Below are 21,652 nucleotides of genomic sequence, written 5' to 3'. Positions count from 1 at the left end.
ATGGCAAAGCCTATATTAACTAGAATATCTCCTTTTGACGGAATGAAGGAAAAGATGGTTAGTTTTTCGTGGTCAGGAAACCAGTCTTATGCCAATCGTTTGATTATATACGAAGCAAACACTTTGGCAACTGTCTATGATGTAAAAGTAACTTCTATGACATATAATCATACAATTCCTTCAAACACTCTAACAAATGGAAAGAAATATATCGCTCAATGCCAAGTATTTGATATTGAGAATATTGCCAGCGAGCTGTCGGATAAAATCTTTTTTATAACTTATGAAACGCCGGAATTTTACTTTTATAATATAGAAAATGAACAGACGATAAGGGCGGCTTCCTATGAAGCGATTATATATTATTTTCAACCAGATTATGAGGAAATACAGTCATACAAATTCTATTTATATGATGGTACAAAAACTTTGCTGTCAGAAAGTGATACTTTATATGATGGAAATAATATCAAATATACTTATAAGGCACTAGACAATCATACTAAATATTTTATTCGATGCTCTGGTAATACCGTAAACGGTATGGAAGTAGATACTGGATATATTCAAATTTATACCGACTATAAGATTCCTTCTTCTTATGGTTTAATTTATGCGGAAAATGATCCACAACACGGATATATCAAGCTACATACAAATATCACCGTTATTGAGTGTAGTGATGATAAGATGTTTAATTTTCAAGATGGAATGATTGACCTTAGAAATGACGCGATTCACTACGAAGAGGGATTTGTTATTCCTGATAATTTTACTTTGATTCTTCGTGGAATGGCCTTAAATCAGACTGCTACTATTCTTGAAATGAGCAATACACAATACACTATCACAGTTAGTTCATATCTACATGATGACGGAAAAACGAGGTTCAAACTTACTGTTCCAAACCCGTTGGGAAATTATATATTGTATTCCAATCCAGAATCCTTCGCCGAAAACGCAATGGCTGGTATTTGGGTACGTAGAATTAACGATGTTTACAGCTTGAAAGTGTTTATCGAAGAAGATTACTCTCTTGAAAATAATATGTGGTACGGTAGGCAATTACCAAGTAACCCCGAGTTATATGATTCATGGATAGATACGGAAGATATGTTTACATACGTAGTGGATAAAGATGTTATGAAGGTCTATACGTCAGATGATGAACCGGAAGAAAATATAAATATTGATGACTTATGGATATAGAAAGGGGATGATGAAATATGTTTTTTATAGGAAATAATATTTTGGGTGCAGATGTCAACACGCTCCCACTAACCCCTACGTCGGTTAAAAATATGACTTATATAGTGTTACAAAATGGGTTGTTCGATTGTTTGTATATAACCAAGGAAACTCAGTCAGAACCTACTATGGATTGTCCTGATGAATGGAATTTTGATACTATCTTTCACGCCGATTTTAATAACTCGACTTCTGCTGGTAACGTAAACTGGAATCTGAACACAGTCTCACACATACTGATTAAGCGTAGGGATAACGTGAATAATAAATGGATTACTATAGCTGTTAAGAAAATAGATACTCTTGAAGATTTTACTTCCGGTATAATCACAAATGATTATTTTAATGCTAGTAACACACAGTATGAATATGCACTACTCTCCACCTTATACGGGACTGAAAGTGAATACTATACAACTTTTGCAGATTCTACTTTTGATTCTATTTTCTTCGCAGAGAAGAACAATATTGTTGGTTCTCCTGCCTCCGATGGATTTTGCGACACGGCAAGAGTATTTCCATCTTCTAACAGCGTAACCATTTTAAATAAATATCCTACTTATATCCGTAACACAAAAGCTAATTATGATAAAGGTTCGTTCAAGGGTAAATTTTTATATCTTGACGAAGAGACTTGTGAATTTGAAATCGAGGACGGAGAACGAATTAAATTCCAAAGAAAAGTAATCGATTTTCTTTCCGATGGAATGCCAAAGTTACTTAAACATTTCGATGGTAGAATATGGCTAATTCAAATTACAAGCGATATATCGGATACGGCAGACTCTACTTACAATAATAGAGATGTGTCATTTGAGTGGGTAGAGATAGGTAATTATGCATCCGAAGAGCACTTGTATAAGTCTAATTTATCTGATGTTACTGAAGAGTGGTGGAATTTATGATTACTAAATATGATATAGATTTAATGACTCAACTCACAATAAATTACAACGTTAGAATAGAAATTTTAAAGGAAAACGGGATTATACTAGACGTGTTACAAGGTACTATTGTTGGAGGATCTATCTCCATCGATAGTACCTCTTCTATTCGTAGAACTTTTTCAGTCACTTTGATTCCCACATTATTTGATCGTAATGATACAAAAATATCCGAAGAAGGTGTTGTCTGGATTAACAAAGAGTTACGATTATATATTGGCGTTTTAGACCTAAGAAAACAAGAATATGAATACTATCCAATGGGATATTTTGTTTATACTAATACTTCCGGGAATTATGATGCAACAACTAATCAGCTAACAATAAGCTGTAATGACTATATAGCTAAATTGGACGGTACAAAGAATGGACAATTAGGTGCGCTTACTACTCTCATACCAGCCTATGAAGAGAATCCAGATACAGGCGAGGTTATCAAATATAACATTATACGCGAAGCTATGATAACTGTACTAACGCAGTTGGGTTATATAAATAACTACGTGATAGACGACATCGGGGAATACAAGGCCATGCCTCAGAATAATGACGACTGGCAAAAATACAGACTGGAAAATCCTCTTTGGAACACAATTCCTTATGATTTAGAGTTTTCTTCCGGTATTTCTGTTCTCAGTATCTTAGAGAAAATCCGTGACCTTTACTCAAATTATGAAATGTTCTTTGATGTGCAGAATACGTTTATATGTCAGATGATTCCGAGTTGCTATAGAGATGATATTGTATTGTCGAATGAGTTTCTACAGACTGTTTTAATATCTGAAGGTGTAAACACAGAATTAAATAAAGTGCGTAATATTTGTGAGGTATGGGGAAAGGTTATTGAAGCTGATTTCTACACAGAAGATTGTACATACGACGGAAGTACATATTCCTGCACCATTGAAGGATATGATGACAAATATTATAACGGAGATATTATTGCTATTAAAATTCCTTCCATGAACGAAACAGAAACAAAGCTGAACGTTAACAGTCTTGGGAATATTGATATCATGGATGAAAATACAGACACTCCCATTAAGAATAACATCCTAGAAAGTGGCGTTGTTTTTGTATTCAAGATTAAAACTAAGCGTATAAACAATGAAACCGTTTATTATGCTTATTTACTCGGTCATTGGCAAGCACATGGATTGAACGTCTTAACAGATGGTACAATCGGAGATAATTATACTTTTGGGGATGGAACTATTATACCAAAGTTCTCTAAAGAATATTTCCAGAAAAAATACAACTGCGAAAGCGTAGAATTTCAAACAGTACAGAACTCTCCTTTTACCGTGCAAAAAATCGGTGAAATACTTGATGTAAAAACTGGTGGAGAGTATGAAAATATTACCTCTGACTCTCTCGCACTTTCTCGTGCCGAGTGGGAAAACTGGAAAAACGCAAGATTGACTGACAGTATTACTTTAACCACCAACCTTGTTCCTTTTTACGATGTAAATATAAAGGTGTCTTACCAAAATTCTGATTCTGATATGGAAGAGCAATATATCATAAAGTCCATAAATCACGATTTAGCGTCTTGGACATCAACCGTAACTATGTATAAATTCTATCCTTTATATGATGACATTGTTAAAGAAATGGGTACTCATAAAGCTCTTTCTGGATATAAGCATGGTGTATTGGGTAAGTACACACACGAAGAGCTAACTAAAATGATTGGAGGCGGTAGCTATTAACAAAACACCTAATCTAAATCTACAAAAGCCAACAAGTGATGAACTGTATAGTGTTCAAGTTCAAAATACCAATATGGACATATTGGATTCAACTATCAAAACAATGCAGAATACAGATGCAACACTGGCTAAACAGACGGATTTAGAATCTCATATAAATAATAAAGATAATCCTCACGCTGTCACAAAAGAACAGATTGGTCTTAGCAATGTTGTTAATCAACGGCAGATACCGGCAGTACAAACCACTGTAACAGATAATGGAATACCAGTTTTTAATGGTAACGGGAATAGTCTCAAAGATAGTGGTTTCACTATAGGAAAGTCCGTTCCTGAAGATGCAATTTTTACTGATACAGTTTATACACATCCTATTAGCGGCGTTATTCCTAATACATATAAAAGCGTTACTGTAGACGAAAGAGGACACGTTGTGGATGGTACGAATCCTACGACATTAAGTGGGTATGGAATTACGGATGCTGCAACCATTGACCATACACATGCTACGGGAGAAATTTTAGCGTCTTACGATTTGCCCGGTTATAATTCCACAGAACAATTCGTAATTCCTCAAAATGCAGCATGGATAGTTGCTACATTTCAGGTGTTTGGGTCAGATGCCGAAGACAACAAAGTATTTCAAGAAGCCAACTCCATAACCCTACCTATAGGAGTTGCAAGCAACTGGGGCGTAGGCGGTACAAATCCCTTTTACTTAGGCGGTATTGGATTATTATTTACATTTACGTCTGTAGATCAAATTAAGATAGTTTTAAATGTACAAGGCTCTTATACGGTTGAAGGAGTCACAAAGTTAGCCGCAGGATATTATAAAGATGATGACTTGTCTAGTGAAACTATTGATGTAAATATCGCTAAGATACATTTCATATCTTAAAACATAAAAAGGAAGTGATTCAAATAGAAATAACACCAATGCTGGTTAATCCAGACACAGAACCAGAAATAACAATAAATCCCGATACAAGGGAAATAACAGTACCACCAGAATTATATAACATTGCCGTTGTTGCAGATGATAACGCAGAGATGGTCAAAATAAGAATTCCTCGCTACTTCGATGGAGAGGATTTTTCTTTGCGTAATTGCACAATATCCTTCAACAACGCTGCTAAACACCGAGGTAACTATACAGTAAGAAATATATTAATTGAAGAAGAATCAATAGTGTTGGACTGGTACATATCGAAATTTGTAACAGAAAAATCAGGCAAGATATATTTTGTAGTTGAGTTCAAGAAGGAAATTGATAACAGGGGAATGTCATATAGTTGGTCTACTCTTTCTGCCGAGATGAATGTACTGCCCGGACTCGACGATGCGATAGAAATAGATGAAAGAGACATTTCTTTGTATCAATCTCTTCTCTCTCATATTCAAGCAAATGACTTAAGGGTTGCTAATTTAATGACCAAATTTGAAGATTTGTATCAGATTCAGATGTCAATTGAATTATTAACATCTCAGCTTACTGATTTAAAATCGGCCTTTGAATTGGTAGAGGATACAACTGCTTATTTAGAGAGCGAAACTTTGGTAGAGGAGGGGTAAAATAATGAAATTTGATTGGATTGTAAACAAACTAAAGGAACGAATTTATCCCTATACTCATGCTGACGCTGTTATTATGGATGATGAAGGAACAAAATTATCGGATAAATTTACAGAAGTAGATGAACATTTAGCAGATACAGCTTTGCACGTTCCCATCGATGGAAATGTTGGACAAGTTTTAACCAAAACATCTGATGGAAATGTATGGGAGACAATAGATAATGAAGCTATAGAAGTCGTCGATAATCTGACTACGGATGACTCTACAAAAGCACTAAGCGCAAAGCAAGGAAAAGAGTTAAAGGCGTTAATTGATGCCGGAAGTGGTGGGGGAAGTTATAGTATAAAAGACTATGGTACGTGGTATACGGACGGTCATATTTGGACTGGTACAGAAGTAGATGACAGAGATTTTGATGTCGCCGCCAATACCAATGTATATAAAAATATTCTAATTCCTCATTCACTAAATCTAAATGTTACGTCTATACGTATGAGAGGTTCGTTCAGCAAATACGGCAGTACTGTAACGACCTACGAAAAAATAACGGGAGTGATAACCACTGGTGGTATAGAATATGATAATTATTTTGTTGCAATAAAGAACCTTTGGACAGCTACCCAAACACTAGGGAAAAGCTCGTTTAGGATAGAGTACCTTTCATCAAATTAAGGGAGTATGATTTTATGGCAAATGTAATTAAATTTATTAAACAAGGGTAGGTGATTATTATAGATGATTTTATTACCGCGAATGCTTCTTCATACACCCACGAATACAGCAATTTTCCATACAGCTTAATAACCCAGCACAATTTCAAGGACGCAGACGATTCAGTCGCGTCTTTAATTAATGAAATAAACGGGTATAAGGAACGTGGATTATTCGAATTAGCTAGTAAAACGATAAAAGAAAATGAAGATGTATTAGCCCAATATTCTCTCGGCGGAGCTGAAACGATAAATACTATTGAAGAGGAAATAAGAAATGGTCAGATAATGACTATTCAGAAATCCCAATTGATATATTCTGACGATGACGAGCCTGAAATTATGGCAAAAGAAGATATTTGGATTGGAGCGTGATTAAGTGCAATACCCATATACTTCTATTTTTCCAGATGGTGTTGATGAAAGAACTTACTTTCATGATGTCGATTTGGATAATTTACCGGTTGTTGAAACATATGACAATCTAATTAAAAATAATAGCTTTACAGATGCAAATGTATTTTTGAGTCAACAGAATGGTATTCATAACTATTCTGCTGACTTATTTAATTACATAGAAGCAAAAATTAGCACATGGCAACAAGTGATTATAGAGAAAGAAAAATATAATCCTTTTCACTACTCTTCTACTGATCCAGATGACATGTCAGTTGGAGAGTTTTGGATAAATTAATCGAAAGGATGAAATAAATGGCATTTACTGAAACAATTAAAACTGGAAGAAAATATAGAAAATGTGTAGATAACACCTCCGGAAATAAGGTTTATGAAAGATATTCTTTTTGGGGGAAAGCCAGTGACGTAGAGTTTAATGACGGTACTACGGCAGAAACCAAAATAGGAAGTTTTAAAGGTATAACCACAAACGAAAATCAAGTTGCTGGTTATGCAGCAGATGTGACTCTTGTTAAGAGTATTAAGACATCGTTATCTAATTTAATTACGAGCTTGTCAAACTTAGTTGATTCTATAAACACTAGATTAGGCGGAATGAGGTTTTATGAAGATTCTACCGGAAAGTATGTAGTAGGTGCTGATTCAGTGCCAAAAAAATTGGGTAATCCCTATGAAATTATAAAGATATGCCTTACAGACAGCCCCGGCGAATGGTTTGTTGGGGATACAACTGGTTATGAAGTTGTTAATTCTTCATCCTATAATTTGGGCATTTATTCTGAAGTATACATACAAACTGACGCTATGACGGCTGCAAAGTATGGAGCTCCAGGAGTTCCAACAGTTTATAGAGATGGAATGAGACCAAGTTATAATGCTTCAACTGGAGTTATTAGTGCCAACTATGGAAGTTACTTATATCTTGGAGGAGGCAACGTGTGTAAAATGACAATATTATACCGCAATGAATAGGGAGGTTATTATGTCTATAAAAATCGGACACTCATCTATAGATGAAAACAATAAAATTTCTGGCGGAGCTGCCGGAGATCAAACCGAAAAAGAAGTCTGCATACGCTCTTGGTACTCTAAACCTTGGCAATTTGTTCTAAGATGTAAAGATTCTAACAAGGCGGAATTAATGGCTAATGCTTGCGAAAAGGGATGCACGAATGCCGCGATAGGATACGACCAGGGAAGTAGAAACTCTCTTAACACACAAGCCCAAAAAGTGAATTATGATTTAAGCAAAATAACAACTCCATGTGAATGTGATTGTAGTTCTTTTATGACGGTATGCGCACAGGCTGCCGGTATAAATATCCCTTACAATAGCACAAATGCCCCCACTACTTCTACAATGAAATCCGCATTTCTTTCTACAGGCGAATTTGAAGTATTAACAGATTCAAAATACATTACTACCGATGCTTATTTAAGACGTGGAGATATTCTTGTAAAAGCTGGCTCTCATACGGTAATGGCACTTGAAAATGGTTCTTCTTATAATTCATCTATTACTACTTCATCTGTAAATGCATCAACACAAAAGTGTATTGATGTCAGCTCATATCAAGGCGTAATAAATTGGACTCAAGTAAAAAATAGCGGTATCGCTCTAGCTATATTGCGTGGTGTTACTAAAAATGGAAACATGGATACTACTTTTGAAACAAATTATAGGAATGCAATATCCGCTGGCGTAAATATAATTGGAGTTTATCACTTCTCATATTCTCTCGACGAAGCAACTGCAAAAAAAGATGCCGAGAATATGATTAGTAAACTAAACGGCAAAAATATTGAAATTTATCTTGATTTAGAATGGGCAACACAGGGTGTTCTGGGAAAATCTAAAGTTACATCAATAGCAAAAACATATGTAAATACATGTAAATCTCTTGGTTATACATGCCATATTTATTCTAATTTAGATTGGTATAAAAATAAGTATAACGCAAGCGAGTTGTCTGCCTTAGGATGTAGATTCTGGATAGCAAGATATTCGTCAAGCGATGATGGTACTGTAAAAGAATCATTAAAACCAAATATAGGCGAATATATATGGCAATATTCATCCAAAGGTAAGGTTTCTGGTATTAACGGAAATGTAGATATGAATGTAATTTATAATTATACGAGTTCAAGCACACAGCCTGCCACTACTCCTTCTAATTCTATTACTGAAACTTCTATTACACTTCTTGGTAAAATCACCACCACTTCATCCAATTTAACTATTCGTTCACAACCAAATACTACATCTACAAAGTTGGGTTACTATACCAAAGCTTCTGTTGTTCAATTAATTGCAAAGACCTCAAATGGCTGGTATAAGACTGATAAAGGATATATTTCAGTAAGTTATGTATGTGATGCTATTGGACAAGTGTATAATTGCGGTGGGTTAAATTTTAGGAAATCTAATGAGTCAGAAATTGACAATGTAATTGAGACATTAAAACCGGGAGATGAAATCAATCTTCTAAAAGAAGAAAACGGTTGGTACAAGGCCAAAGCCAAATTGGAAGACGGTACTGTAGGTGTAGGATGGGTATCAAAGAAATACATAAAAATATTATAATTGGGGGAATCTCAAAATGTCGGAAGACGATAAGGTTAAACTAGGAGAGATCGATGCTCGTTGCAAGTCCAACACGCATCAGATTGAAGAAATTAAAAATGATATATCAGATATTCGATCTGAGCAGAAAGCGATATATGATATTAATACCAATATACAACTTATGACCCAAACGATGGGAATCATGAAGGGTGATATTACAGAAGTAAAACAAGACATTGGTGGGGTTAAGGAGAAAGTAAATATCCTTGAAAATAAACCGGCCAATGAAACTTATAAAAAGGTTGATGGTATAAAAGATAAGGCGTTGTGGATTATTATAGGAGGAATTGTAACATATCTATTGTCCCAAATACTTCCTATCGTGAATTGGTAGGAGGTGCTGATATGTATAAGATATTATTATTAAGATCTACCCGTGGTGTTAACGGCGTGAATAGTTTGTACCATTTTTTAACGGAGATTGTTGTACATGAAGATGGTACATCTGAAGAAGTGATTTCTGAATTTGAAGATGAAGTTACACTAGAAACAAAAATATTGGAATTATTACAGACTCGTTCAAGGAATGATATTTACGTGGTGTCTGATAAGACATATACAATTGATATACTCTTCTCTCCTACCATTGATGATGGAGAAAACGAAGAGCCTGTAACATAAAAATAGCCAGATTGGAAATAGGTCAATGCGACTAAAATCCTTTCTGGCTATTTTTTACGATGCACCTTGTTCTCTTTGCTCTGTATATGTTCTTATTGCCTCTGTAACCTCATCAGGGCTTAATCCAGACGTGTTAATGAGTTCGCTAACGGACTCCAAGTCTTTGAGTTTCTTCTCGCTATAGAGGGCTTCTAGCTCGTTTTGTTCTGATTTGATTCTTGTTAATAATGCCGCTATTAATTCTTCCTTATCTACTATTCTTTCTTCGATGGATTTTTTAGGTTTTCTTCCTGCCATAATTTTCCTCCAAATAATTATAATAGTATAGTATATGGACAAGAATTGATATTTATTCACTAATCAAGCATTTTTAAATTATAGACTGGAAGAAGTGTCTTATCTTTATTTGTTAAATTCCATAGCTCTAACATATCCGTTTCTTTTATCACTTGATCTTTGGCGAGATGTAAATGAATATTTGCATTGTCTTTAACTAATAGCTCATAAATTAAAAAGGATTTCTTGTTTTCAAAAATTATGTCTTTATAAAATACCATATAGCCATCCTCTACTTTCATATTTATCTACAAATATGATTATACAAACATTTGTTCTATTTGTAAATAAGAATTTTGCATGAGCATATACTCTACGGTGCATTATATTCGAATTCTATTGTATCCCCTTCCTGAATATCTTCCGCGAACCATCTACGTGCTATATCAATGAAAGAACCATCCTTATCCTTCTCACATGTTACAATTCGATTCTCGATTTTTACTATTTTTAATTTCATTACACTCTCTCCTAACACTTAAATAACATATTATAATAATAGTACACTCACAAGACAAAAAACAAGTATTATTACTATAATACGTTATTCAAATTACATATGTGCGTTATAAAAATGATTACACTTTTGATTACACTTTGATGACGATGTGCTTAAACCTCCCTATTTTACAGTGTTTTTGAAGTTGGTCACGAGTTCGATTCTCGTCATCAGCTTGTCTTATAATAGTCTGAAAGCCTTGATTGCAGGTTTTCAGATTTTTTATTGCTTTTAATTACACTTGATCAAACCTTTTTGAATCCAATAATCTCATTTAATAGATTTGGCTGGCAAACATCCTTGATCCTGCCAGCCATTTATATTAGATATTATTTTGATGGATCATCCTTTACAGCTATTTTTAGCATAAAGATAATTATAAAGCATGCCGTGCCTGATTGCATCTGTTATGATTTCTGTCATCATATTGATATGCACGCGATTCTGCATGGCGTAAAGGATTTCTCGATATTTCTGTACAGCATTTTCTTCTTTAAGTATAGCGTTTTCCAATCCAACGCAATAATTCTCGGGCGGAGTAAACTGTTCACCTGGAGCTTGTTGCGGCATCATACCTGATACCTCATTGTATATCTGATTAAATAATTCAAAATGACCAATTTCAGCTTCACGAATACCGCTGATTATTTCTTTTTCCTTATCCGAAGGAGCATTTTCTATCAACCAGCTATAAAACATCCTATCTTCATTTTCACCTATGAGTGCCTGTTGGATTAAATCGAGAGCGTTCTGAAGATTTTGGGGGTATGTGAACATTCCGACGGATTGAATCTGCTGTTGTGTTGCAGACATATCCAGCACCGGTACGTAAGGGAATTCCTGATTGTTAATGCCATATCCATAGTTGTTATATCTATAATAATTCAATTTACCATCTCCTGAATAAATTTACTTCTAATTATTATATGAGTTAAATATAAACATGTGCTTCCAAGCTCCTCTGCCTCTGGCAAGCCGAATTTGTTTTATTACTTATGCATAAAAGCAGCCACTAGCATTTTTCAATGAATGACTAACAATCAAAAGCGTTAACTATGTCCCGTTTGGCGGTGGTTCATGATACTTCCTGATCTGTCTGTTGTTTGTTGCTTGTGTGGCTGCTTACATTTTATTAATAATAAGAAGTCTTGTTTATAGACTCTTATTTCAGTTTTACTTTATCTCTATATTTTTATACTGTTTTTTATCTTCCTTTTATTAGTAGTACAATTCATCTGGTGAATAAATCTTATGACAGGTTTTTTTAATCATAATTGAGCTGATTCAGCCGTCTGATAGAAGTTCGTGAGTATATATATAATCAATACTGATTTGACAAACAGCGGAATTATAAGTAGAATTATAAACTAACAGGAGAATGTTAATATGAATAGTAAAAAAGTTATAGGTCAGCTAATGTTAGAGCGTGGCGTTGATTATGAATGGATGGCCGCCAAGCTGGGAATGCAGACACAATCGTTTAGAAACAAGATCAGTCGCGGAAGTTATGGATTAGATGATTTTATTGAAATGCTGGATATATTAGGATGTGATGTACAGGTCATAGCAAGAGACAGTAAAAAGATATTTGATTAACATTGTGGATTTGGAGATACGAAAGGAAAAGGGGAATAGGTTATGGATATGTATGAGTATATTAAACAGGCACTGAAGATACGCAGATTAAACGAAAGGCAGCTGGCTTTTTTGTTGGATAAGTCACCACAGAATATAAATAGAAGGTTAAAGGCTGATATGAAAGTTTCATTTATAGAAAGTATTGCTGACTTTTTGAATTGTGATGTTGATATTAGGTTTATTGATAGATATAGTAAGAGGCCGTTGATATGATAGGTTGTGAGAAGAGGGAAAACGGGTTCCTGCCAATTGATGAATGAACATTTATAATGAAATCGTTCAAGTGGACCTGTTGACAAAGCAGCCAAAACAGGTCCACCCAGATACTTGCTCTTGCTACATGACTCATGACTCTTTGATGTCGCTTATGCTCTTATACAATAGAAGAATTTGAAATTGAGTTTTCTCTTTGCATACCAGCAACTTCATCATTTATATCCACTGAAAAAATATGCGGAGTCATTACAAATATCATTGAAGTATCATCTGCAAAAACAATTATTCCGTATTCATTAATATAAACATCACCGGAAGCACTGGTAGTCGGGCCGGTAGTAACCGATATGCTGTCACCAACCGCAACATAATTGTAGATGTTCCTTATAAGGTCCGTATCACAGTTTTGAGGAAACGGATCCGGTGGATTTAAATAAGTTATCGAGTCATCATACACGCTATTCGGAAAATAAAGGATTGCTATTTTATCGATATTAAAAGCAACCTGCTCATCCCCCAGAATAAGCAGCGGTATACTTCCGGCATCCGGTGCTTTGTAAAGCGAGTTGATCGTTCCTGTTACTGTGGCAAGCCTGTTAGAGAAAATGCTAACGGATGCGCCTTGATATATTGTGACTATTTGCTCTAAAACATGTGCGAATTGATCTAAAGCAAAACAGCGGCTGTTATCAGCAATATCACTATTTAAAGAAAAAACCCGCAGATTGGCTTTAGAGATTACCGTATTAGGAAAAAATACAGCTGAGTTCGAAAGATTCACTAATGAAAAATTAATAGGGGCATCATCAACATTGAAAACAGCGATTCCACTCATAACGCCTGTTTTATTTGATGAATTACTATCAAATACATGGCCCTTATCAGAAATCAATTTAAAGATAGCACTGGGCGAACCAGCAGTTGCCTGTATAGCCGCCCACCAATCAACCATATATAGACCATTTTCAGAAATAGTAACAACGCCTGTCGTATCATTATAACTTACATTTCCTATCGCATCGACTATTTCATCAAATATAAAATTATTATTATTTAAAATACTATTATTATCACTTTTTTGAAGTTGTAATACTATATTGGCCATCATTTCATCCTTTTTATAAGATTTCAATTACCCTTCTTATATAAATAGTATGCTTTTTGATTGTAATATGTTAAAAACAACAGTTCCTGTTGTATGGCTCCGGAAGGACATGCTCATGGCGGACAAACAAAAAAGGCGCGGTAACCACCACGCCTTTTAGAATTTCTTCGTTTTTAAATATCAAATTTTATCATTGTATTTTGCATGCCATTTCCCGGTTATCTTTTCATGCTGACAGCCAGTTTTACCTTTTCAGCCAGCTTGTTTTTATTCAGGCCGTATTTCTCCATAAGCGCCTGCGCAGTTCCCGAATGACCGAATATATCCTCCACGCCATGACGGATCAGGGGAACGGGGTAGGTCTCGCCGAGCACTTCCGCTACTGCTGCTCCTAATCCTCCTATCACGTTGTGCTCCTCTGTCGTTACGATGGCACCTGTCTCTTTCGCCGCCTTTACGATAATATCCCTGTCTATGGGCTTAATGGTATGCATGTCGATGACTCTGGCCACGATCCCATCTCCCTTCAAAAGCTCCGCTGCTTCCAAAGCAATCTGGACCATGAGTCCGGTGGCTATAATTGTTACGTCATTGCCCTCTTTTAGGGTAACGCCCTTTCCTATCTGGAAATCATAGTTCTTGAAATTAGGAGTAACATTTTCCACCCCTGAGCGTCCCAGTCTGAGATAGCACGGACCTTCGTACTCAATCATAGCTTTTACGGCTGCTTCAGTCTCATTGGCATCGCATGGGTTTATTACTACCATTCCCGGAATGGTGCGCATCAAGCTTAAATCTTCAATACATTGATGGGTAGCTCCGTCTTCTCCCACCGAAAGTCCTGCGTGAGTACCTACTACTTTTACATTCAGCCTCGGATATGCCACAGAGTTTCTAATCTGGTCATAGCCTCTTCCTGCTGCGAACATGGCAAAAGTATGGCAGAAGACCGTTTTACCCGTGGCTGCCACCCCGGCAGACATTCCTATCATATTTGCTTCCGCAATACCGGCATTGCGAAATCTCTCCGGATATTTCTCCGCAAAATAGCATGACATCGTGCATATGGTCAAGTCTGCATCGAATGCCACAATATCAGGATTCTCTCCGCATTCACAAAGAGCGCGCCCATAGGCTTCCCTCGTTGAAATTATTTCTCCCATGTCTATACCTCCAGCTCTTCTATTTGTTCCCGGATTTCTTTAAAAGCCTGCTCATATTGTTCCGGGGAAGGGGTTTTTCCATGCCAGTTCACGTTGTTTTCCATGAAGGAAACGCCTTTGCCCTTTACGGTCTTTGCGATAGCCACAGTAGGCCTTCCCTTGAAGGACTTCGCCTGTTCTACAGCGTCCGCGATTGCTTCCGGATCGTGTCCGTCTATGCATATCACATTCCAGTTAAAGGCTTTAAACTTGTCGTCGATGGGATAGGGAGACATGATCTCCTCTACGGTTCCGTCAATCTGTAAATTATTGTTGTCCACGAACAGCATGAGGTTGTCCAGCTTATAATTTCCTGCTGCCATTACTGCTTCCCATATCTGTCCTTCCTGGATCTCTCCGTCACCGACCATCGCATATACCCTATACTCCTTTTGGTAAATCTGTCCGGAAACAGCCATTCCAACCGCAGCGGAAAGGCCTTGTCCTAAGGAACCTGCGGACATATCCACACCGCGCACTTTCGTCATCTCTACGTGGCCGGAAAGATCGCTGTCCACATTTCTAAATGTCTTCAGTTCCTCCACCGGAAAGAACCCCCGCAGGGCCAAAGTCGCATACAGCCCCGGGCTGGCATGCCCCTTAGACAATACAAAACGGTCCCTATCCTGCATCCTTGGATTTTCAGGGTCGATATTCATCTTGTCAAAATAAAGTACTGCCAAAATATCCGCTTCTGAAAACGAACCTCCGATATGTCCTGAATTTGGCACCTGTACCGCCTTCAGCGCTTGTTCGCGTATTTTCATTCCAAGCGACAGCATTTTTTTTCTTTGTTCTTGCTCCATGTTAGCCTCCTATCTGTAATCATCTGTAATTCGATGATTTCATCCTAATTTTATAATTCCCGAAAATCTCAAAAATTCTCACGGTTTATAACATGTTTGCGATATTTTATTTCATATATTTCAATTTATGAAATTTATTTTCATTCAGATACTATCATTATATTTCCTTATTGTCAACATTTATTACTTCTTTATTTTATAAAAAGATTCTTTTATGCAATACGGATAGAATATGAACAGCCTATTCAGCAAACTGCTATTTTTTCGCTAAGGATTAGTCCCGTTTTTATATTCCGTTTTAACAATATGCCAATTCATAATTACGATTCCAAAGACCATTCGGCATTATCCTGCTGTATGCCGAATAATCTTGCGTAAAGCCCTCCGGTCTTTAAAAGCTCTGCCCCGGCACCCTGTTGAACCACTTTCCCATTTTCCAATACCACAATGTTGTCCGCTCCCGCTATGGTACGAAGCCTGTGGGCAATCACAACTACTGTTTTGTTCTTGATTAACTGTGAAAGAGCCCCTTGTATTTCCAGTTCATTTTCGGGGTCAAGGGAAGCTGTCGCCTCATCCAGCAGTATGATCGGAGCATCTTTTAAAAGGGCGCGGGCAATTGAGATACGCTGCCGTTCGCCTCCTGACAGGGTATTACCATTTTCTCCAACAAGCGTGTCGTATCTATCCGGCAGTCGTGACACAAATTCATGGCAATTGGCTCGTCTGGCTGCCTCTTCAACTTCTTCCTTAGAAGCCCCTGCCTTACCAATAGCAATGTTGTTATATATAGTATCGTTAAATAAGACCACATCCTGAAATACAAAAGAAATCCACGTAAACAGATGTTCAGGATCAATGTCCCGTATATCTGTCCCGCCAATGCGGATACTGCCCGCATTTATATCCCAAAACCGGGCAATAAGCTTGGATATAGTGCTTTTTCCGCTACCTGAAGGTCCCACCAAAGCCGTGACCTTTCCTTGTGGAATACAGAAACTTACGTCCTTTATCACTAATTTATTCTGATATCCGAAGCTGACATTATCCAATTCAATTGTATAATGTGTCAAGGTAAGCGTATCGCTTCCTCCCATGGTCTTTTCCTCATAGACAGAATGAAGTCTTCTAATGGAAAGCATGGCATAAAGTAAGTCTCTCCATAAGGCAAGGGGCGTGGAAAGACTTGAATAGATTCGGCTTGAAAAAATGAGGAACATTAAAAAATAGGGAAGTGCCAGGCTCTCCGATACTACAAGATTTAATCCCGCAAAAATAGTAAGCGGAATACCAAAGCGAAGCATCATCATGGAAACAGTAGTAAGTGCACCATTCACCGTTTCCGTCTTAGTGCTTATTTTCATCAGATTTCGGTAGGCATTCTCAAGGCTTTTAAACTTGTCACCGCCCAGCCCGAATGCCTTGATCACCTTAATACCTTCCAGATACTCCTGCATCTGCTCAGATGCATCAAGCTTACTTTGCAGATGCATCTTCCCAATATAATCGTGTGTTTTACGGCAAAGCAACAAAAAGCCAAAGGAAACAGGAACACTGATAAAAATAGCCAAAGCCATTCGCCACTCAAAAACAGCCAGTAATGTGCAGGTCAGAAGCAGATTGAGCATGGTTCCGCCAAATGCCGGGATAATGGAGGAGAAGCTTTGTTCTATGGTTCCGCAGTCACTCATCATGTTTATGGTGATTTCCGTTAGATCCTTTTTACCAAAGTAAGAAAGAGGCAGTTTCCGCAAGTATTCGGCGAGAGTTGTACGCTTTTCTTCGGCTGCTTCATAGGCAGTGACGTAGGTTTTTCCATACTCATAGCGATGCACCACGAACACCAGCGCAACAACTGCAATAGAAGAAAACGCCAATACCCAAAGTTTCCACCAGCCAACCTCTTTTCCCCAGAAAGGCTGCAAAATTTCCATAAAAGTCATCATTAAAATCATAACCGGCAGCGATAAGCTGAGTTGAGCGAGAAAAGACGCAAGTATTGATTTTTTTAGTTCTTTATCTGATCGATCCGTTAAAATAAGTACCTTTTTCAGCATTTGATTCTCTCCTTATGCAAGACTCCATGTGAGTGCTCTGTTGTAAACATCCCACATATGCTTGTATTTTGCACCATACTGTATAAGTTCTTCGTGAGTCCCTTCTTCCGCTACCTTCCCATCGTCCACAACGATGATCTTATCTGCATTTTTAATAGTGGAAAGGCGATGAGCGATTACAATGACGGTTTTATTTTCCATCAATTTTTCCAGCGCGATCTGGATCTTCCGTTCATTCTCCGGGTCAGCAAAGGCTGTTGCTTCATCCAGAATGACAATAGGCGCATTTTTTAATATAGCCCGTGCGATTATAATCCGCTGTCGTTCTCCACCCGAAAGATATGTCCCACGACTTCCCAGCACGGAGTGATATCCGTTTGGCAGAGACTCGATAAACTCGTGGCACATGGCAGATTTTGCAGCCTCAATGGCTTGCACGTCAGTAGCATTTTCGTTTCCAATCTTAATATTTTCCAAAATACTTTTCTTAAAAAGAAAAACATCCTGAAATACAAAACTTACCGCACCCATCAGATCGGAGGGCTTTATATCCGTAATATTTACCCCTCCGACGGTTATCTTTCCGCTGTCAATATCCCAGAAACGGGGAATCAATTGTGCGATAGTACTTTTGCCGCTGCCGGAGGGACCCACCAATGCGGTAACCTGCCCCGGTTCTGCTACAAAACTCACATCATGAAGAGTCTCATTTTCATCATCTTTATTGTAAGAAAAGAAAACATGTTCAAAAGAAATGCCATTTCCTTTTGGTTCTTCGCCTTTCACAGCACTTTTTAAAACAGGCGTATCGAACACAGCTTTCACTCGTTTGATACTGGATAATACCATGAAGCTTTGTACAAACACATACATCAGCTTTGACACTGGTCCGGCAACGCCCATACTAAAAATTAAATAGAATAAGAAAGATATTGCAAATGCCTGATAATCCCGTTCACGGCTTCCAATTAGTATCCCCACAGGAAGGAGAAACAGAAACACGGAATTAAGAAGCACAAGAAAGGCGCAGTAAGTATTTTTTACCGAGTGGGTATAACGGATAGCACTGTCTTTGTATTCCAGGATTGTATCGTGGAATTTACGAAAAGAGTACACGGTTTGGTTAAATGCTTTTACCACGTAGATACCTCGTACATACTCCACGGCCGAGCTGTTCATTTTGTCCTGTAAATCCTGAAAACTATCCATAAATTCTCTGGACTTTGGATTGGATAAGTTTCCGGCCTGTGCAATAAAGCTAAGAACGATAGGAAGAAGACAGGCAAGACCCATTCTCCAGTCAAACAGAAATAAAACAATCAGCATAACAACAGGCGATGCCAGAGCGCCTACCGCGTCAGGAAGCTGATGGGCAATAAATAATTCTATTTTTTCGACATTTTCATCCATAAGTTTTCGTAATTTTCCGGTTGAATTACTTGTATGAAACCCCATTGGCAGTTCGCTTATGTGTTCAGCAAACTTCATGCGCAGCTCAAATAGAATTTTATAGGCAGCTCCATGAGATAGAACCGATGATATAAATGAGAACAAAAGTCCAAGGCCTACTGCACCCAATGCAAGCCACGCATAAATACCAGCAGTACCAAATGATATTCCCACAGGATTATTTGGCGCTTTTAATATTTCTCTGAGAATAAAATACACACAAATATACGGTACAAAAGAAAGTATCGCACTGGACACAGAAAACAGGCAGGCAAGCAGTATATTCACCTTTTTCTTGCCTGCCAGCTGTAACAGCCAGCTAATATTGCCGGTCTTTTTATTTGTTTGATTGTACATAACACTTTACTCCTCCGTTGGTTGATATTTTGATTGCAATCATATAAAATATAGTTAGTTATATCTAACCCAATATCAGTATAGAAAGACAATATAAACTTTTCAATACGATCGGAGCAAGGATTCCCGCATGTTCGCAAAAGGCTCCTTTTGGTTCAAATAAAAATGGGAGGTAGATTGTTATTATGGAAATTTGCGGAATTAAACAGTATATGACCTATTTAGAGCATTACTTCGGTATAAAAGAATCTATGGAATCCGATTATATCCGGTACACATTGCCGCAGGAAATTGGTGAAGGTTTTTTTGAATTGTTTCACTCTCCGGGTAAATATCAGGTCTGGATCACCAATGCCCAAACAAAACTGGATATTGATATGTCCTATACACAAGATGAGAATACTTATATTGGTATGTCCTATGTGGAAATTGACTCATGCCGTGAAAACATGATTGATAGATCAGATTCAGATATACATTCTTGGAGGACAAGTTGTTCGCTTCCTTCAGATAGTATTGTTTATGGCGTGTGCAAAGCGGGTAAGCCGATATATGCGGTCAATGTTATTTTATTTAAAGAATTTTTTCTCAATTGCTCAGAGAAATATAATGCAGATCAATATTTTGATGTTATAAAGACTATCCAAAGCTTTGACGAACAGGCTTTTATGCACGAACTTTATCCTATTCTTGCGGAAATGCTCCACTCCTCTTATAAGGAAACTGCAAAAAAGCTATTTATAAAAAGTAATATTTATGCTATCGCCGCACACCTTATCAGTTTGTGTGATGCAGAGCGCACACACCCAAATGTTACGCTGAGTAAATTTGATATTCAGCAAATCCGTAGTATTCCCTCTATTCTGAGAGAACAAATGAGTGATCCACCTTCAATCCCCTCGCTTTCACGCATGGTTGCCTTGAATGAATTCAAACTGAAAGCAGGCTTTAAGAAGGTTTTCAATACTACCATTTACGAATATTTGCGCCAAATGAGAGCCGAGCTTGCCATTGAACTCCTGAAAAAAAAATTCCCCCTATTGACTTGTAACCGTCTTGTCCCATAAGTTTTTTCTCTACTACTACTATATTCTCCTTAAATTTCTAATATAGAACCGGCTCATATTCGAGATGAATTTCAAAAACGGCTGAAAGTCAGATTCCCGTATTTACCGGACGCCGCTTGCGAATGATAAGCAGCATTCTTGTAATGAGCATCATTGCCGGAAGTTCAATGAGCGGCTCAATCACCATAATCAAATGTATAAGCGGTTCGTTCGGAAAAGCCATAAGCGCTACACCAAGTGTCATCGGTGAATTTTTCGCAATCGTCGTCAATGTCAGACTGGCTGTATCTTCATAGGAATAATGAAAACCCTTTCCTACTCCCTGCGCTAAAATGAAATTGATAATATAGAACAAAACGATCGGAATAAGTAATACCGCCACAACATTCAAGCTTGCTAAAAGATTTTTTCCCTTTGAAGCAAACATTGCCATAATCGCCATGGCAAGCAGTATAGTCTGCAAGGCAGTGAATATGCTGAATATTTTTTCTTTTTTGTCACTATTTTGTATCTTGTTTAACAGCCATTTCCCGATTTGCGCCATTAAAAAGGGAAAAATAAGCATGATCATCACGCTGTTTATCACTTCTTCAATGTTAACAGTACCTGTTACTCCGCCAAAAATCAGAAGATAAACCGGAAGCAACACTATCTGGAAAACAAGATTGACAGGTAAAACGGTCGTTGATAAAGGAACGTTTCCCTTTGCCACATTGGTGAATATCAGATACCAGTCGGTACAGGGGGTGACCATTAACATAATAAATCCAATCTGCATGACCGGAGAGCCGGTTAGGAATATTTTTCCTAAAATCCATACCAATATTGGTGTCCAGACAAAGTTGATTAAAATAGTTGTAATGGAAAACCGTACATTAGTAAATGCTTTGCGATAGTCCTTTAACGGAATATTCAAAAAAGCGCCGAACAACATGACAAACAAAAATGGAGTTACAAGATTCTCTGCATATTGTTCTATTATTCCAATCTGACCGAGTAACAGACCGAGCGGCATGGCTGCAAATATAATTAGTGTTTGGTATTTTTCAAATTTGCTCATTTA

At 37.3% G+C, this 21,652-nt stretch carries 25 protein-coding genes; 15 read left to right on the top strand and 10 right to left on the bottom strand.

The window, feature by feature from the left end:
• The 12 genes from V6984_RS08640 to V6984_RS08585 are packed head-to-tail and all read left to right on the top strand — an operon-like array spanning position 1 to position 9,857.
• Positions 1 to 1,209 carry a hypothetical protein gene (locus V6984_RS08640; protein ID WP_342759378.1) on the top strand — a complete coding sequence of 403 codons (1,209 nt, stop codon included), beginning with the start codon at positions 1 to 3 and terminating at the stop codon, positions 1,207 to 1,209.
• Between the two features lie 17 nt (positions 1,210 to 1,226).
• Positions 1,227 to 2,153 carry a hypothetical protein gene (locus tag V6984_RS08635; RefSeq protein ID WP_342759377.1) on the top strand — a complete coding sequence of 309 codons (927 nt, stop codon included), beginning with the start codon at positions 1,227 to 1,229 and terminating at the stop codon, positions 2,151 to 2,153.
• Complete coding sequence (locus V6984_RS08630) at positions 2,150 to 3,904, top strand: DUF5048 domain-containing protein (RefSeq protein WP_342759376.1); 1,755 nt, start codon at positions 2,150 to 2,152, stop codon at positions 3,902 to 3,904. The genes V6984_RS08635 and V6984_RS08630 overlap by 4 nt, the downstream gene beginning before the upstream one ends.
• Complete coding sequence (locus V6984_RS08625) at positions 3,885 to 4,805, top strand: hypothetical protein (protein ID WP_342759375.1); 921 nt, start codon at positions 3,885 to 3,887, stop codon at positions 4,803 to 4,805. The genes V6984_RS08630 and V6984_RS08625 overlap by 20 nt, the downstream gene beginning before the upstream one ends.
• Before the next feature lie 14 nt (positions 4,806 to 4,819).
• Positions 4,820 to 5,479 (top strand): hypothetical protein, encoded by a 660-nt coding sequence (locus V6984_RS08620; protein WP_342759374.1) that lies wholly within the window; start codon positions 4,820 to 4,822, stop codon positions 5,477 to 5,479.
• A gap of 4 nt (positions 5,480 to 5,483) precedes the next feature.
• On the top strand, positions 5,484 to 6,155 hold the full coding sequence (locus tag V6984_RS08615) for a hypothetical protein (RefSeq protein ID WP_342759373.1): 672 nt from the start codon (positions 5,484 to 5,486) through the stop codon (positions 6,153 to 6,155).
• A gap of 50 nt (positions 6,156 to 6,205) precedes the next feature.
• A complete protein-coding gene (locus V6984_RS08610) occupies positions 6,206 to 6,568 on the top strand; it encodes a hypothetical protein (RefSeq protein ID WP_342759372.1) in 363 nt (120 codons plus the stop codon).
• A 4-nt stretch (positions 6,569 to 6,572) separates the two neighbouring features.
• Complete coding sequence (locus tag V6984_RS08605) at positions 6,573 to 6,887, top strand: hypothetical protein (protein ID WP_342759371.1); 315 nt, start codon at positions 6,573 to 6,575, stop codon at positions 6,885 to 6,887.
• Between the two features lie 17 nt (positions 6,888 to 6,904).
• Positions 6,905 to 7,582 carry a hypothetical protein gene (locus tag V6984_RS08600; protein ID WP_342759370.1) on the top strand — a complete coding sequence of 226 codons (678 nt, stop codon included), beginning with the start codon at positions 6,905 to 6,907 and terminating at the stop codon, positions 7,580 to 7,582.
• 10 nt (positions 7,583 to 7,592) lie between these two features.
• Positions 7,593 to 9,194, top strand: coding sequence for a GH25 family lysozyme (locus V6984_RS08595; protein ID WP_342759369.1), 1,602 nt, complete (start codon positions 7,593 to 7,595; stop codon positions 9,192 to 9,194).
• 16 nt (positions 9,195 to 9,210) lie between these two features.
• Positions 9,211 to 9,570, top strand: coding sequence for a hypothetical protein (locus V6984_RS08590; RefSeq protein ID WP_342759368.1), 360 nt, complete (start codon positions 9,211 to 9,213; stop codon positions 9,568 to 9,570).
• A gap of 11 nt (positions 9,571 to 9,581) precedes the next feature.
• Positions 9,582 to 9,857: a hypothetical protein gene (locus tag V6984_RS08585; RefSeq protein ID WP_342759366.1), complete on the top strand. Its 276-nt coding sequence runs from the start codon at positions 9,582 to 9,584 to the stop codon at positions 9,855 to 9,857.
• Between the two features lie 54 nt (positions 9,858 to 9,911).
• Here V6984_RS08585 and V6984_RS08580 read toward each other — a convergent pair whose 3' ends face one another.
• From V6984_RS08580 to V6984_RS08565, 4 genes are all read right to left on the bottom strand, one after another.
• Positions 9,912 to 10,154 (bottom strand): hypothetical protein, encoded by a 243-nt coding sequence (locus V6984_RS08580; RefSeq protein WP_342759365.1) that lies wholly within the window; start codon positions 10,152 to 10,154, stop codon positions 9,912 to 9,914.
• Between the two features lie 59 nt (positions 10,155 to 10,213).
• Complete coding sequence (locus V6984_RS08575; protein WP_342759364.1) at positions 10,214 to 10,435, bottom strand: hypothetical protein; 222 nt, start codon at positions 10,433 to 10,435, stop codon at positions 10,214 to 10,216.
• 71 nt (positions 10,436 to 10,506) lie between these two features.
• Entirely contained in the window at positions 10,507 to 10,653 is a 147-nt protein-coding gene (locus V6984_RS08570) for a hypothetical protein (protein WP_342759363.1), read from the bottom strand.
• A gap of 381 nt (positions 10,654 to 11,034) precedes the next feature.
• The gene (locus tag V6984_RS08565; protein ID WP_342759362.1) at positions 11,035 to 11,580 is read right to left on the bottom strand and encodes a rubrerythrin; all 546 of its coding nucleotides are present in this window, start codon (positions 11,578 to 11,580) and stop codon (positions 11,035 to 11,037) included.
• A gap of 498 nt (positions 11,581 to 12,078) precedes the next feature.
• On the opposite strand from V6984_RS08565, the gene V6984_RS08560 reads away from it, so the two are divergent.
• Together V6984_RS08560 and V6984_RS08555 are read left to right on the top strand one after the other, a co-directional pair.
• A complete protein-coding gene (locus V6984_RS08560; protein WP_342759361.1) occupies positions 12,079 to 12,288 on the top strand; it encodes a hypothetical protein in 210 nt (69 codons plus the stop codon).
• A gap of 42 nt (positions 12,289 to 12,330) precedes the next feature.
• Positions 12,331 to 12,543 (top strand): helix-turn-helix transcriptional regulator, encoded by a 213-nt coding sequence (locus tag V6984_RS08555; protein ID WP_342759360.1) that lies wholly within the window; start codon positions 12,331 to 12,333, stop codon positions 12,541 to 12,543.
• Between the two features lie 160 nt (positions 12,544 to 12,703).
• On the opposite strand, the gene V6984_RS08550 is transcribed toward V6984_RS08555, so the two are convergent.
• From V6984_RS08550 to V6984_RS08530, 5 genes are all read right to left on the bottom strand, one after another.
• Positions 12,704 to 13,678, bottom strand: coding sequence for a hypothetical protein (locus V6984_RS08550; RefSeq protein ID WP_342759359.1), 975 nt, complete (start codon positions 13,676 to 13,678; stop codon positions 12,704 to 12,706).
• Between the two features lie 191 nt (positions 13,679 to 13,869).
• Positions 13,870 to 14,814, bottom strand: coding sequence for a transketolase family protein (locus V6984_RS08545; protein ID WP_342759358.1), 945 nt, complete (start codon positions 14,812 to 14,814; stop codon positions 13,870 to 13,872).
• Between the two features lie 2 nt (positions 14,815 to 14,816).
• Positions 14,817 to 15,659 (bottom strand): transketolase, encoded by an 843-nt coding sequence (locus V6984_RS08540; RefSeq protein WP_342759357.1) that lies wholly within the window; start codon positions 15,657 to 15,659, stop codon positions 14,817 to 14,819.
• Between the two features lie 320 nt (positions 15,660 to 15,979).
• Positions 15,980 to 17,716, bottom strand: coding sequence for an ABC transporter ATP-binding protein (locus V6984_RS08535; RefSeq protein ID WP_342759356.1), 1,737 nt, complete (start codon positions 17,714 to 17,716; stop codon positions 15,980 to 15,982).
• Positions 17,717 to 17,728: 12 nt separating this feature from the next.
• Positions 17,729 to 19,522 carry an ABC transporter ATP-binding protein gene (locus V6984_RS08530; RefSeq protein WP_342759355.1) on the bottom strand — a complete coding sequence of 598 codons (1,794 nt, stop codon included), beginning with the start codon at positions 19,520 to 19,522 and terminating at the stop codon, positions 17,729 to 17,731.
• Between the two features lie 185 nt (positions 19,523 to 19,707).
• On the opposite strand from V6984_RS08530, the gene V6984_RS08525 reads away from it, so the two are divergent.
• Positions 19,708 to 20,589, top strand: coding sequence for an AraC family transcriptional regulator (locus V6984_RS08525; protein ID WP_342759354.1), 882 nt, complete (start codon positions 19,708 to 19,710; stop codon positions 20,587 to 20,589).
• An 88-nt stretch (positions 20,590 to 20,677) separates the two neighbouring features.
• Here the strand turns inward: V6984_RS08525 and V6984_RS08520 are convergent, their stop codons facing one another.
• Entirely contained in the window at positions 20,678 to 21,649 is a 972-nt protein-coding gene (locus V6984_RS08520) for a bile acid:sodium symporter (RefSeq protein ID WP_342759353.1), read from the bottom strand.
• Positions 21,650 to 21,652 lie beyond the last annotated feature (3 nt).

Source organism: Kineothrix sp. IPX-CK, assembly GCF_039134705.1.
Taxonomy (GTDB): Bacteria; Bacillota; Clostridia; order Lachnospirales; family Lachnospiraceae; genus Kineothrix; species Kineothrix sedimenti.
This window is presented reverse-complemented; position numbering and strand designations above follow the sequence as displayed.

Coding starts and splice junctions, on each gene's coding strand:
- V6984_RS08600 (WP_342759370.1), top strand. CDS start 6,905: ATGGCATTTACTGAAACAATTAAAACTGGAAGAAAATATAGAAAATGT.
- V6984_RS08535 (WP_342759356.1), bottom strand. CDS start 17,716: ATGCTGAAAAAGGTACTTATTTTAACGGATCGATCAGATAAAGAACTA.
- V6984_RS08635 (WP_342759377.1), top strand. CDS start 1,227: ATGTTTTTTATAGGAAATAATATTTTGGGTGCAGATGTCAACACGCTC.
- V6984_RS08585 (WP_342759366.1), top strand. CDS start 9,582: ATGTATAAGATATTATTATTAAGATCTACCCGTGGTGTTAACGGCGTG.
- V6984_RS08520 (WP_342759353.1), bottom strand. CDS start 21,649: ATGAGCAAATTTGAAAAATACCAAACACTAATTATATTTGCAGCCATG.
- V6984_RS08570 (WP_342759363.1), bottom strand. CDS start 10,653: ATGAAATTAAAAATAGTAAAAATCGAGAATCGAATTGTAACATGTGAG.
- V6984_RS08580 (WP_342759365.1), bottom strand. CDS start 10,154: ATGGCAGGAAGAAAACCTAAAAAATCCATCGAAGAAAGAATAGTAGAT.
- V6984_RS08640 (WP_342759378.1), top strand. CDS start 1: ATGGCAAAGCCTATATTAACTAGAATATCTCCTTTTGACGGAATGAAG.
- V6984_RS08575 (WP_342759364.1), bottom strand. CDS start 10,435: ATGAAAGTAGAGGATGGCTATATGGTATTTTATAAAGACATAATTTTT.
- V6984_RS08555 (WP_342759360.1), top strand. CDS start 12,331: ATGGATATGTATGAGTATATTAAACAGGCACTGAAGATACGCAGATTA.
- V6984_RS08545 (WP_342759358.1), bottom strand. CDS start 14,814: ATGGGAGAAATAATTTCAACGAGGGAAGCCTATGGGCGCGCTCTTTGT.
- V6984_RS08630 (WP_342759376.1), top strand. CDS start 2,150: ATGATTACTAAATATGATATAGATTTAATGACTCAACTCACAATAAAT.
- V6984_RS08540 (WP_342759357.1), bottom strand. CDS start 15,659: ATGGAGCAAGAACAAAGAAAAAAAATGCTGTCGCTTGGAATGAAAATA.
- V6984_RS08525 (WP_342759354.1), top strand. CDS start 19,708: ATGGAAATTTGCGGAATTAAACAGTATATGACCTATTTAGAGCATTAC.
- V6984_RS08530 (WP_342759355.1), bottom strand. CDS start 19,522: ATGTACAATCAAACAAATAAAAAGACCGGCAATATTAGCTGGCTGTTA.
- V6984_RS08560 (WP_342759361.1), top strand. CDS start 12,079: ATGAATAGTAAAAAAGTTATAGGTCAGCTAATGTTAGAGCGTGGCGTT.
- V6984_RS08595 (WP_342759369.1), top strand. CDS start 7,593: ATGTCTATAAAAATCGGACACTCATCTATAGATGAAAACAATAAAATT.
- V6984_RS08615 (WP_342759373.1), top strand. CDS start 5,484: ATGAAATTTGATTGGATTGTAAACAAACTAAAGGAACGAATTTATCCC.
- V6984_RS08590 (WP_342759368.1), top strand. CDS start 9,211: ATGTCGGAAGACGATAAGGTTAAACTAGGAGAGATCGATGCTCGTTGC.